11 protein-coding genes are annotated in these 12986 nt (G+C 65.0%); 8 read left to right on the forward strand and 3 right to left on the reverse strand.

What is annotated here, in order from left to right; genetic code table 11:
* Positions 1-57: 57 nt before the first annotated feature.
* A complete protein-coding gene (locus tag BJF92_RS01695; protein WP_075633042.1) occupies positions 58-1308 on the reverse strand; it encodes a sarcosine oxidase subunit beta family protein in 1251 nt (416 codons plus the stop codon).
* A 147-nt stretch (positions 1309-1455) separates the two neighbouring features.
* Between BJF92_RS01695 and BJF92_RS01700 the strand changes: the two genes are divergently transcribed.
* The 8 genes from BJF92_RS01700 to mgrA all read left to right on the forward strand — a co-directional run bounded on the left by BJF92_RS01700 (position 1456) and on the right by mgrA (position 10082).
* Complete coding sequence (locus tag BJF92_RS01700; RefSeq protein WP_075633043.1) at positions 1456-2442, forward strand: GlxA family transcriptional regulator; 987 nt, start codon at positions 1456-1458, stop codon at positions 2440-2442.
* Positions 2443-2534: 92 nt separating this feature from the next.
* Positions 2535-3440: a class II glutamine amidotransferase gene (locus tag BJF92_RS01705; RefSeq protein WP_075633044.1), complete on the forward strand. Its 906-nt coding sequence runs from the start codon at positions 2535-2537 to the stop codon at positions 3438-3440.
* Between the two features lie 70 nt (positions 3441-3510).
* Positions 3511-4197 carry a GltB/FmdC/FwdC-like GXGXG domain-containing protein gene (locus tag BJF92_RS01710; protein ID WP_075633045.1) on the forward strand — a complete coding sequence of 229 codons (687 nt, stop codon included), beginning with the start codon at positions 3511-3513 and terminating at the stop codon, positions 4195-4197.
* Positions 4198-4317: 120 nt separating this feature from the next.
* Positions 4318-5646 (forward strand): FMN-binding glutamate synthase family protein, encoded by a 1329-nt coding sequence (locus BJF92_RS01715; RefSeq protein ID WP_075633046.1) that lies wholly within the window; start codon positions 4318-4320, stop codon positions 5644-5646.
* 212 nt (positions 5647-5858) lie between these two features.
* Positions 5859-7166 (forward strand): type III glutamate--ammonia ligase, encoded by a 1308-nt coding sequence (gene glnT, locus BJF92_RS01720; protein WP_075633047.1) that lies wholly within the window; start codon positions 5859-5861, stop codon positions 7164-7166.
* Positions 7167-7348: 182 nt separating this feature from the next.
* On the forward strand, positions 7349-8236 hold the full coding sequence (gene purU / locus BJF92_RS01725; RefSeq protein ID WP_075633048.1) for a formyltetrahydrofolate deformylase: 888 nt from the start codon (positions 7349-7351) through the stop codon (positions 8234-8236).
* Between the two features lie 24 nt (positions 8237-8260).
* Positions 8261-8914, forward strand: coding sequence for a helix-turn-helix domain-containing protein (locus BJF92_RS01730; RefSeq protein ID WP_075633049.1), 654 nt, complete (start codon positions 8261-8263; stop codon positions 8912-8914).
* 121 nt (positions 8915-9035) lie between these two features.
* Positions 9036-10082, forward strand: a complete 1047-nt coding sequence (gene mgrA, locus BJF92_RS01735) for an L-glyceraldehyde 3-phosphate reductase (RefSeq protein WP_075633050.1) — start codon at positions 9036-9038, stop codon at positions 10080-10082.
* A gap of 164 nt (positions 10083-10246) precedes the next feature.
* Here mgrA and BJF92_RS01740 read toward each other — a convergent pair whose 3' ends face one another.
* Positions 10247-11467: an MFS transporter gene (locus tag BJF92_RS01740; protein ID WP_075633051.1), complete on the reverse strand. Its 1221-nt coding sequence runs from the start codon at positions 11465-11467 to the stop codon at positions 10247-10249.
* Positions 11468-11549: 82 nt separating this feature from the next.
* On the reverse strand, positions 11550-12986 hold the full coding sequence (locus BJF92_RS01745) for a M81 family metallopeptidase (RefSeq protein ID WP_075633052.1): 1437 nt from the start codon (positions 12984-12986) through the stop codon (positions 11550-11552).

The following is a 12986-nucleotide window of genomic DNA, read 5'->3' on the forward strand; positions in this document are numbered from 1 at the left end:
TTTGCGTGCGGACTGCGTGAAAACAAAACTCTGGATCATCGAACCGATTCTCCGCGATCAATGCAGATTCGGCTGGGCGCCCTGGCCCTTTTCGTCGAGCAGATAGCCGCGTTCGAACCGGTCGAGCCGGAAGGCGCTGGCGGTCGTCTGCGGCAGGTCGCGCGCGATCAGATGGGCGAAGCAGAAGCCGGAGGCCGGCGTCGCCTTGAAGCCGCCATAGCACCAGCCGGCATTGAGATAGAGATTGTCGATCGGCGTGCGGTCAATGATCGGCGAGCCGTCCATCGACATGTCCATCACCCCGCCCCAGGATCTGAGCACCCTGATACGGGAGAGCGCCGGGATCATCGCCTTGCCGGCTTCCGCCACATGTTCCACCGTCGCCAGATTGCCGCGCTGGGCGTAGGAATTATAGCCATCGATATCGCCGCCGAAGACCAGCCCGCCCTTGTCGGATTGCGAGACGTAGAAATGGCCGGCCCCGAAGGTGACGACGCCGTCGATGAAGGGCTTCAGCCCTTCGGAGACGAAGGCCTGCAGCACATGGCTTTCCATCGGCAGCTTCAGCCCGGCCATCTCCGCCACGCGGGAGGAATTGCCGGCCGCCGCCAGCGCCAGCTTGTTGCAGCCGATGAAGCCGCGCGTGGTCTCGACGCCGAGAACGCGGCCCTGGGACTGGCGGATGCCCGTGACCTCGCAATTCTGCAGGATATCGACGCCGCGCAAATCGGCCCCGCGGGCATAGCCCCAGGCCACCGCATCATGGCGCACCGTGCCACCGCGCTTCTGCAGGAGCCCGCCCTGGATCGGGAAGCGGGCATTGTCGAAATCGAGGAAGGGCAGTATGGCGCGCACCGCCTCGCGGTCCAGGAGATCGGCATCCACGCCATGCAGCCGCATGGCATTGCCGCGCCGTGTATAGGCGTCGCGCTGGGCGTCGGAGTGATAGAGATTGAGAACGCCGCGCTGGGAGACCATGGCGTTGAAGTTGAAATCCTGCTCCAGCCCTTCCCAGAGCTTCATCGACAGCTCGTAGAACGGGTTGTTGCCTTGGAGCAGATAGTTGGAGCGGATGATCGTGGTGTTGCGGCCGACATTGCCGGAGCCGACATAGCCTTTCTCCACTACCGCGACATTGGTGATGCCGAATTCCTTGGCGAGATAATAGGCGGTCGCAAGCCCGTGCCCGCCGCCGCCGACGATCACCACATCGTAATGCGGCTTGGGCGCGGGCGTGCGCCAGGCCGGCTTCCAGCCCTTGTTGCCGAACAGGCCGTTCTTGAGAATGGACAGGGCGGAATAGCGCATGCGCTTCGTCCTTTGGCATCGGGCCAAAAATGGGAACCGGTCTTTTGAAGAGTTCGATGCTCCAGGCGATCGAACCGGGCTTGAAGTCTAGCGTAAGAACAGCGCGCCCTATTGCAGAAAAGAGACCTTAAGAGATAAAATCGGGACATGTCTGCTCTCCCCGACCGTCTCGATCCGCGCCATGCGCAGACCATCGGCTTCCTGCTCCTGCCGAATTTCGCGCTGATGTCCTTTGCCTCCGCGAGCGAGCCGCTGCGCGCGGCCAATCTTCTGGCCGGAACGGAGCTTTACACGGTGTCGCTGTTTTCCGCTGATGGCGGCACGGTTGCCTCTTCCTCCGGTCTTTCCATGCCCTGCCGGTCGCTTGCGGAGGGCGGGGAGGGTTGTCACACCCTGTTCGTTTGTGCCGGCGGCGGGCCGCAGGACTGGCGCGCGGCCGAGCCGGCCTTCCCACAGCTGCGCCGGCTGGCGCGCCTGGGCGTGCGCATCGGCGGGATTTCCAGCGGCGCTTTCGTATTGGCGGCCTGCGGCTTGCTGGAAGGGCGGGATTTTACCCTCCACTGGGAGCATGCGCTCCTGCTGAAGGAGACGTTCCCGCATCTCAGCCCCCGCCAGGCGCGCTTCGTCCTGGATGGCGACCGGATCACCTGCGCCGGCGGTGTCGCACCGCTCGATATGATGCATGCGCTGATCAGCGCGCGCATGGGCGCCGATTTCGCCCGGCGGGTCAGTGACTGGTATCTGCACACCGGGCTTGCCCAGCCGGAAGCCGCCCAGCGCAGCACGGCGGCCGAGCGCTTCGGCACGCACCATCCGGCCCTCCTGACCGTGCTGGAAAAGATGGAGGCGACGATCGAGCAGCCGCTCGACCGTCAGGCCATGGCGCGGCTCGCAGGCATCAGCCCCCGCCATCTCGACCGGCTCTTCGCCCGGCACATGGCAAGAGGCTTTCTCGAGACCTATCGATCCATCCGCCTTGCCCATGGCCGCCGTCTGGTCGAGCAGAGCCCTTTGTCGGTCGCCGAAATCGCCTTCGCCACCGGCTTTTCAAGTGCTGGCCATTTTTCCCGTGCGTTTTCAGAGGCCTACGGAATGACGCCCCATGCTCTGCGTCATGAGGGACAGGAAAGGTGACGCCTTAAGAAGAAAATTTTATTCCTGATAGTTGATTATTCAGCGTGCCCTGTGATAGGCCTTTCTTCAGAAACGAATGGAGGTGCCCTGCCATGTGCGGCATTGTTGGACTGTTCCTGAAGGATCCGAGCCTTGAGCCTGAGCTCGGTGCGCTGCTCTCGGACATGCTGATCACCATGACCGATCGCGGGCCGGATTCGGCCGGGATCGCCATCTATGGCGGGGCGTCAAATGGTAAGGCAAAGATAACGGTTCAGTCTGCCAGGCCCGAGGCGGATTTCGACGGGCTGGAAGCCGCGCTGACACAGGCCGGCCTGCCGGTCAGCCTGACGGTCAAGAGCACCCATGCGGTGATCGCCTGCGCGGCCGATGCGCTGGGTGCCGTCCGCGAGGCGCTGACGAAGCTCCGGCCCGATGTGCGCGTCATGGGCTCGGGCGAGAGCGTCGAGATCTACAAGGAAACCGGGCTGCCGAAGGATGTCGTCTCGCGCTTCGACGTGCGCTCCATGTCCGGCACGCATGGCATCGGCCATACCCGCATGGCGACCGAAAGTGCCGTGACTACGCTGGGCGCCCACCCGTTCTCCACCGGGGCGGACCAGTGCCTGGTGCACAATGGCTCGCTGTCGAACCATAACAATCTGCGCCGCGAGCTGGTGCGCGAGGGCATGCGTTTCGAGACGCAGAACGACTCCGAAGTCGCCGCCGCCTATCTCACCGCCGAAATGGCCAAGGGCAAGGATCTGGGCGAGGCGCTGACCGGCGCGCTCGACGATCTCGACGGCTTCTTCACCTTCGTCGTCGGCACCCGCTCCGGCTTCGGCGTGGTGCGCGATCCCATCGCCTGCAAGCCGGCCGTGATGGCCGAGACCGACCGTTACGTCGCCTTCGGCTCGGAATATCGGGCGCTGGTCAATCTGCCGGGCATCGAGGAGGCGCGAGTCTGGGAGCCTGAGCCGGCCACCGTCTATTTCTGGGATCACGAAAAGGCCGCCTGAGGCGCGCCGGACCAATTCAAGCCCGGCGCATGGGGTCAATCCACGCCGGCATCCTTCAAGAGGGGATTCGATGCCTGTTTTCGATCTGTCCAATACGCCGCTGCGCGCGCTGAACGGCGCGCTGCACGGCCTGTCCACCGGCGCCAACGATACGGAATTCGAGGTGGTCAATCCGCGCGGGCATCATGCCGTGGCCGTCGGGATCGACAGCCCCGTCACCGTCGATGTGCGCGGCTCGGTCGGCTATTATTGCGCCGGCATGAATGATGGCGGCACCGTCACCGTCCATGGCTCGGCGGGGCCGGGCGTAGCCGAGAACATGATGTCCGGCACCGTCGTCATCGAGGGCGACGCCTCGCAATATGCCGGCGCCACCGGGCGCGGGGGCCTCCTGGTCATCAAGGGCAATGCCGCCTCGCGCTGCGGCATTTCGATGAAGGGCATCGACATCGTCGTCCATGGCTCTATCGGCCATATGTCCGCCTTCATGGGGCAATCCGGCCATCTCGTCGTCTGCGGCGATGCCGGCGATGCGCTGGGGGATTCGCTTTACGAGGCGAAGCTCTTCGTGCGCGGTTCGGTGAAGAGCCTCGGCGCCGACTGCATCGAGAAGGAGATGCGCCCCGAGCATCTGGAGAAGCTCGCCGCGCTTCTGGAGAAGGCCGGCGTGCCCCATGCCAGGCCCGAGGAGTTCAAGCGCTACGGCTCTGCCCGCAAGCTCTATAACTTCAACATCGACAACGCCGACGCCTACTGAGCCGGCTTTAAGCATCGCACCGAGAACTGGCTGCCGGTTTTCGGATTGTCCGATGCTCCGATGCGCGCGCGTCTGCGCTCGCATTCCTCCTCAAATTGCCCGGGACGAGAGGCCAAGACGATGAGCTATCACAACCCCCACACGCCGCCGCGCAAATCGGCGACCTTCGACGATCACACGCTCGCCGAAATCCGCCGCGCCGCCGCCACTGGCATCTATGACATTCGCGGCGCCGGCACCAAGCGCAAGGTGCCGCATTTCGACGATCTCCTGTTCCTCGGTGCCTCGATCTCGCGCTACCCGCTCGAAGGCTATCGCGAGAAGTGCGACACCACGGTCACGCTCGGCACCCGCTTCGCCAAGAAGCCGATCACGCTGAAGACGCCGATCACCATTGCCGGCATGAGCTTTGGCGCGCTGTCCGGTAATGCCAAGGAAGCGCTCGGTCGGGGCGCGACCATCGCCGGGACCTCCACCACCACGGGCGATGGCGGCATGACGGATGAGGAGCGCGGCCATTCGCAGACGCTCGTCTATCAATATCTGCCCTCGCGCTATGGCATGAACCCGAAGGACCTGCGCCGCGCCGATGCCATCGAGATCGTCGTCGGCCAGGGCGCCAAGCCCGGCGGCGGCGGCATGCTGCTCGGCCAGAAGATTTCCGACCGCGTGGCCAATATGCGCAACCTGCCCAAGGGCATCGACCAGCGCTCGGCCTGCCGCCATCCCGACTGGACCGGCCCCGACGACCTCGAGATCAAGATCCTCGAGCTGCGCGAGATCACCGACTGGGAAAAGCCGATCTATATCAAGGTCGGCGGCTCCCGGCCCTATTACGATACCGCGCTGGCGGTGAAGGCCGGCGCCGATGTCGTCGTGCTCGACGGCATGCAGGGCGGCACGGCGGCCACGCAGGACGTGTTCATCGAGCATGTCGGCATGCCGACGCTCGCCTGCATCCGTCCGGCCGTGCAGGCGTTGCAGGATCTGGGCATGCACCGCAAGGTGCAGCTGATCGTCTCCGGCGGCATCCGCTCGGGCGCCGACGTGGCCAAGGCACTGGCGCTTGGCGCCGATGCCGTGGCCATCGGCACGGCGGCGCTGGTCGCCATCGGCGACAACGACTCGAAATGGGAAGAGGAATACAACAAGCTCGGCACGACCGCCGGCGCTTATGACGACTGGCACGAGGGCCGGGACCCCGCCGGCATCACCACGCAGGACCCGGAGCTGGCTGCCCGCCTCGACCCGGTCGCCGCCGGTCGCCGGCTCGCCAATTATCTCAAGGTGATGACGCTGGAAGCCCAGACCATCGCCCGGGCCTGCGGCAAGAACCATCTGCACAATCTGGAGCCGGAAGACCTCGTGGCGCTGACCATGGAGGCTGCCGCCATGGCGCAGGTGCCGCTGGCCGGCACCAGTTGGTATCCCGGCAAGGGCGGTTTCTGACCGCGAAGAGAAAGCCGGCGCGCAAGGGAGGGTGCGCCGGGAAGGCGTCTGCGGCGTGGGAGTGCCGCAGGCGGTCTGGATGAGAGGGTGCGAAAGACGGCCATGGAGCACCGGACCGAAAGCTTGGAACCGGCTTTCGGAAAAATCCGATGCTCCAGAGATCGCCGCGTCCTTTTCATCTGTCTGCAAGACAAACGATAAAGGGGAATACCGTGACACATGACCTCTCCGCATTCGCCGCCGAGCGCGGCATCAAATACTTCATGATCAGCTATACCGACCTGTTTGGCGGCCAGCGCGCCAAGCTGGTGCCGACCCAGGCGATCGCCGACATGCAGGCCGACGGGGCGGGCTTTGCCGGCTTCGCCACCTGGCTCGACCTCACCCCCGCCCATCCCGATCTCTTCGCCGTGCCGGATGCCGCCTCCGTCATCCAGCTGCCCTGGAAGAAGGAGGTGGCCTGGGTGGCCGCCGACTGCGTGATGGAGGACAAGCCGGTCGGTCAGGCGCCGCGCACGGTGCTGAAGCGGCTGGTGGACGAAGCCGCCACCGAAGGCCTGCGGGTCAAGACCGGCGTCGAGCCGGAATTCTTCCTGATCGCGCCCGATGGCTCGAAGATCTCCGACCCCTATGATACCGCGGAAAAGCCCTGCTACGACCAGCAGGCGCTGTTGCGCCGCTATGACGTGATCGCCGAGATCTGCGACCATATGCTGGAGCTCGGCTGGAAGCCCTATCAGAACGACCATGAGGACGCGAACGGCCAGTTCGAGATGAACTGGGAATATGACGACGCCCTGAAGACGGCCGACAAGCATTCCTTCTTCAAGTTCATGGTCAAGTCGGTGGCCGAGAAGCACGGGCTTCGCGCCACCTTCATGCCCAAGCCGTTCAAGGGGCTGACGGGCAATGGCTGCCATGCCCATATCTCGGTCTGGGATCTCGAGGGCAAGGTCAATGCCTTCGCCGACAAGACCATGCCCTTCGGTCTTTCGGCCAAAGGCAAGACCTTCCTCGGCGGCATCATGAAACACGCCTCAGCGCTGGCCGCCGTCACCAATCCCACGGTCAATTCCTACAAGCGCATCAATGCGCCGCGCACGATCTCGGGCGCGACCTGGGCGCCGAACACGGTGACCTGGACCGGCAACAACCGCACCCACATGGTGCGCGTGCCCGGCCCCGGCCGCTTCGAGCTGCGCCTGCCGGATGGCGCGGTGAACCCCTATCTCCTGCAGGCGATCATCATCGCCGCCGGCCTCTCCGGCCTGCGGACCAATGCCGATCCCGGCCGCCATTACGACATCGACATGTATCGCGAGGGCCACACGGTCACCGACGCGCCGCGCCTGCCTTTGAACCTGCTCGACGCGCTGCGCGAATATGAGCGCGACACCGTGCTGCAGGAAGCCCTCGGCACGGAGTTTTCCGCCGCCTATCTCAAGCTCAAGCATGACGAGTGGAACGCGCATTGCGCCCAGTTCACCGAGTGGGAACGCCAGACCACGCTCGACATCTGATCCTTTCCCCGGCCGTGTCCAGGGCGGCCGCTTCCCTCGCGCTTCGGCGCGGGGTCCTTTGGCGTGGCGCAGAGCCGGTGCGGACCGCATTTGAAAAGCGGTTGCGTACAGCCTGTCCGCAGCCTATGGGCTTGCCGGGGTTTCCCTGCTGACACCTGACGAAAATTGAAGGAATGTGCCGCATGTCGCACTTCGTCTTGACCGTTGCCTGCCAGTCGACCCGCGGCATCGTGGCCGCCATTTCCGGTTACCTGGCCAAGATGGGTTGCAACATCGTCGACAGCGCCCAATTCGACGATCTCCAGACCGGCCGCTTCTTCATGCGCGTCTCGTTTCTCTCCGAAGAGGGGGCAGGCGCCGCTGCGATCCGCGAGGGGTTTATGGCGGAGGTCGCCAGCCAGTTCGCCATGGAGGCGCATCTCTATCACGGCAGCGACCGCACCAAGGTGCTGCTGATGGTCTCGCGCTTCGGCCATTGCCTGAACGATCTGCTCTATCGCTGGAAGATCGGCGCGCTGCCGATCGACATCGTCGGCGTCGTCTCCAACCATTTCGATTACCAGAAGCTGGTGGTGAACCACGATATTCCCTTCCACCACATCAAGGTAACCAAGGAGAACAAGCCGAAGGCGGAAGCGCAGCTGATGGACATCGTCCAGGCCACCGGCACGGAGCTGGTGGTGCTGGCGCGCTACATGCAGGTGCTCTCCGACGCGATGTGCCGGACCATGTCGGGCCGCATCATCAACATCCACCATTCCTTCCTGCCGAGCTTCAAGGGCGCCAATCCCTACAAGCAGGCCTATGAGCGCGGGGTGAAGCTGATCGGCGCGACGGCGCATTACGTCACCGCCGATCTCGACGAAGGGCCGATCATCGAGCAGGACGTGGCGCGCATCACCCATGCACAGTCGGCCGAAGATTACGTCTCGATCGGTCGCGATGTCGAGGCGCAGGTGCTGGCGCGCGCCATCCACGCCCATATCCATCACCGCACCTTCATCAATGGCAACCGCACCGTCGTCTTCCCGCCTAGCCCCGGCTCCTATGCGTCGGAACGGATGGGATAAGCGACAAACGGAGGGCGTGAAACCATGGCTGAGGAGCCGGCAAAGACCAAGGCGGCCAAGGCGGCGCTGACGCAGAATCCGCATGCCGTGCGCGAGCCGCGCGCCAAGAACCTGGAGCTTGCAATCGGCCATGAGGTGCGCACCCAGCGCAAGAAGCTCGGGATTACCGTCGCCGATCTTTCGGCCGCCACGGGGATCTCGGTCGGCATGCTCTCCAAGATCGAGAACGGCAATATCTCGGCCTCGCTCGGCACGCTGCAGTCGCTCTCCGAGGCGCTGGCCATGCCGATCACGGCCTTCTTTCGCGGCTATGAGGAGCCGCACAGCGCCAGCTTCGTCAAGGCGGGGCAGGGGGTGAACATCGAGCGGCGCGGAACGCGGGCGGGCCATCAGTACAGCCTGCTCGGCCACATCGCCAACAATTCCACCGGCGTGGAGGTGGAGCCCTATCTGATCACGCTCAATGCCGAATCCGACGTGTTTCCGACCTTCCAGCACGAGGGCATGGAGTTCCTCTATATGCTGGAGGGCGAGGTGGTCTACCGGCATGGAGACAGCCTCTACCGGATGGAGGCCGGCGACGCGTTGTTCTTCGATGCCGATGCGCCGCATGGGCCAGAGGAACTGGTGACGCTGCCGGCGCGCTATCTCTCGATCATCTGTTACGCCAAGGGCTGATCGCCGCCCGGAAGGATCGCCATTCCGCGAAACCCGGGAAAGGCGAAAAATCCTGCGTTGATGCCCGCGGAGAAAATGCCGACAAAGGCGGCGTCGACAGTTTTCACGGGAATGTTTCCGCATGACGCATTATACGCCTGCCGCCGACCGCTACGAGGTCGGGCAATTTCGCCGCGCCGGCCGCAGCGGTCTGGACCTGCCGCTGATCTCCTTCGGCCTCTGGCACAATTTCGGCGATACGACGACGCTCGATCGCCAGCGCCAGATTCTGTTCAAGGCCTTCGATCTGGGCATCACCCATTTCGATCTCGCCAACAATTACGGCCCGCCCGCCGGCAGCGCCGAGATCAATTTCGGCCGCGTGCTGAAGGAGGATCTCAAGGCCTATCGCGACGAGCTGATCATCTCAACCAAGGCCGGCTGGGATATGTGGCCCGGTCCTTACGGACGCGGCGGCGGCGGGCGCAAGGCGCTCCTGTCCAGCCTCGACCAGAGCCTGTCGCGCATGGGTCTCGACTATGTCGATATCTTCTACTCGCACCGCTATGACGCGACGACGCCCTTGGAAGAAACCGCCGATGCGCTGGCCAGCGCCGTGCAGCAGGGCAAGGCGCTGTATGTCGGCATTTCCTCCTATTCCGGCCGCAAGACCCGGGAAATCGCAGCCCTTCTGGCCGAGCGCCGCGTGCCGCTGTTGCTGAACCAGCCCTCCTACAACCTCTTCAACCGCTGGGTGGAAGGCGACCTGCTCGCCGCCTGCGACGAGGTCGGCGCCGGCGTCATCGCCTTCACCCCGCTCGCCCAGGGGCTCCTGACGGGCAAGTATCTGAACGGCATCCCCGAGGACGCGCGCGTCAACCGGCCGGGCGGCGACTTCCTGCGGCCGGAGCATCTGAAGGACGAGAACATCGCGCGCGCCCGCGCCCTGAACGAGATCGCCAAGGCGCGCGGCCAGAGCCTCGCCCAGATGGCGATCGCCTGGGTGCTGCGCGACAAGCGCGTGACCTCCGCACTGATCGGCGCCAGCTCGCCGGAGCAGGTGGCCGAAAATCTCGGCGCCTTCTCCAATCTCTCCTTCTCGGAGGAAGAGCTGAAGGCGATCGACGTCCATGCCGTCGAAGGCGGCGTCAATCTCTGGGAAAAGCCCTCGACCGAAGAAGCGGTCTGATCAACCGGAAACCGTATGATACGGCCTGGCTGGCCGGTGCCTTGTTCCGGCCAGCCTGCAATCTTCGGGCGCGAGAGCCTTTTCTCCACCGCCACGCCTGCGCAGAGCGGGTTGATCTGCGGAAAGATCATGTGCCTGCGTGGTCCGCAAGGCAGCCGGCGCGCTCAGGAGGCCTGATGCGCGGGTGTCCGGCTTTTCAGCCCGTCCAGCGCGAGAAGCAGCAGGATGCCGCCACCGCCGGCAACGGCGCTGAGGATCGCCGTGCCGGAATAGCCCGAGAGGGAGGTTCCCACACCGAAGATCAGCGCGCCGAGGCCCGCGCCCAGGAACATGTTGACCGAGATCAGCGCGCTGCCGAGGCCCGGCCGGTCGGCGATCAGGTCCTGCAGATAGGTGATGGGAATGCTGATCAGCGCGGCGGCGCCCGCGCCCGAGATCAGGCTGAGCGCATAGACCTGCCAGACCGCATTCGACAGGCCGAGCAGCGCGAGATAGGCGACATAGAGGCCGGTGCCGAGCGCCAGCGTCGCCATGGCGCCGATGCGGCGGATAAGGGGCGCAAGCGCGATGATGAAGACCACCTCCAGCAGCGCGACGATGCCGATGACGATGCCGATATCGGCCACGCCGCCCTTGACCGGGCCGGTGACGATCAGCGAGAGCACGGCCCCGTTCACATGCAGCATGGAGGTGACGAGCGAGACGCCGAGGACGCGCAGGAGAATGCGCGGCGTGGCGACATGGGCCAGCGCCGCCCAGTAGCTCAAATGGTTGATGACGAGGGCGTCATTGGGCGCCACCTTGGGCAGGAAGGCGATGATGAGGCCCAGGCAGGCGATGGCCGCAAGGGTGGAGAAGAGATAGGCCGGCAGCATGCTGGCCGAGCCCGTGAGCAGCACGCCGGTAATGCCGGGAACCAGCACCCAGGAGAGCGAGATCATCGCCCTGACGCCGGCATTGACGCTGGCCACATCCTCGCGCTTCATCCGGTTGGTCGCCGCCCGCGCATTGGCGAAGAGCAGGGAATTCAGCGCGCCATAGGCCGGCAGCAGCAGGAGGCCGGAGAGGATGAAGGTGCTCTTGGCCGGCAGGAGATAGATCGCGCCATAGCCGGCAATGCCGAACAGGCCAACGGACAGCATCATCCGCCTGTAGTCGCCCAGCCGGTCGGCAATATTGCCGACCAGGATGCTGATGACGACATTGACCGCCGAGGCTGTCCCCATCAGCAGGGAGAATTGCGTATCCGTCAGCCTTAGCTCACGAATGCCGACCACGGACATATAGGGCCCGGTGGCCGCGCCGGAAAAGCCGAAGGCGAAGATGGCGAGCATGGTGGTGCGCACCGTCGGATTGCGGTAGGCGTCAGGAATGCGCAATGACATAGGATAAGACCTCGCGGCGTGCGGAGGGGCTTGAGAAGAGCACGCCGCTGAAGGGTTGAAGCGAAAAGGGGACGCCTTCCTGTTATGCCCAGCGGGCTGAGAAGGCGACGTCGGGACTATAGCCGAAATCCCGGTCGAAGGGGAAGGCGGGACGTTGCCGGCGATGGCTGGAAAGGGCGGGAATGTCCTGGTTCACCACGCCATCGGTGAGCGCCATCAGATTGGGATTGGCGATCGGCGCCAGCTCCGGCGAGAGATAGCCCGACTTGACCACGACGAGCCGCGCCACCTTCGGATCCAGCCCGAGCAGCGTGAAATCGGCGATATCGTGATAGGGCCGGCGCTTGGCCGCGAGCACGAGCGTGATGCCGCCGATGGCGACCACGGCCTGATGGTCCGCCGGCGTCGCGCCTTTTTGCAGCCGGATCACCTTGGCCGAGACGGAGACCGGGCGGCTTGCCGGATCGAGCGTGGCGCCGATCGAAAGCGAGATCTCGGCCCCTTCGCCCGCGGTAAAGCAGGCCTCGACCGCCGGCCGGTCGGTGATGCCGGCCATGATCACATCGCGAAAGCCGCGTTCGATCAGGGCGGCGAGCACATCCGCCCGGTCTCCCACCCCACCGCCGGTCGGGTTGTCGCCTGAGTCGGCCAGAATGATCGGCCGCGTCTCGGTCTTCTCGGCAATGTCGAGCATCTCTGCGAGCGGGCCGGTTACGGGGCCGAAGCGGAAATCCTCGCGGGCGTTCCAGTAGCTTTCGGCGATCTCCCGGGCGACCGCTTCGGCCGCTGCCTTGTCGCTGGCAGTGACGACGGCGCAGGCGGTGGCGCGCGGCTCGTCGGCCCAGACATAGCCGATCATCAGATTGGCATCGAGAATGCCGGGCCGGGCATCGTAGCCCGGCAGGGCGGCATAGAGGCTCGCGGTCGGCTCGTCCTCCGTGGAGGTGCGCTCGCCCGGCAGCAGCACTGGCACCTTCGCCCAGGCGACGCCCGGCTTCACGCCCGTCTTCAGGGCCTCGACCAGCATGGACCAGGCGCGTAGGCGCGTCTCATGCGTGTCGATATGCGGGGCCGTGCGATAGGCGGCGAAGATGTCGATCTGGTCGATGATCCTCTGGCTGACATTGCCGTGCAGGTCGTAGCTCGTCGCCACCACGCAGTCCGGGCCGACGAGCGCGCAGGCGGCCGAGATCCAGTCGCCCTCGGCATCGTCCATGCCCTCGACATTCATCGCGCCATGCATGGCGAGATAGAGCCCGTCCAGCGGCAGGGCGGCCTTCAGCCGCTCCAGAAACTCCGCCTTGAAGCCCTCATAGGTGGCGCGCGCCACCGGGCCGCCCGGCACGGCGCGGGCATGGAGCAGCGGCAGCGCGGCAATGCCCTCGGTCGCCAGGAAGCTGAAATAATCGGCGGCGAGCAGGTCCTCGCCCCGCATGACCCTGAAATCCTCCGGCTGCATCAGCACAGGGGAATAGGTGGAGCATTCGGTATGGATACCGCCAACGGCAACCCGTTTCAT

It is taken from the genome of Xaviernesmea rhizosphaerae, from assembly GCF_001938945.1.
Taxonomy (GTDB): domain Bacteria; phylum Pseudomonadota; class Alphaproteobacteria; order Rhizobiales; family Rhizobiaceae; genus Xaviernesmea; species Xaviernesmea rhizosphaerae.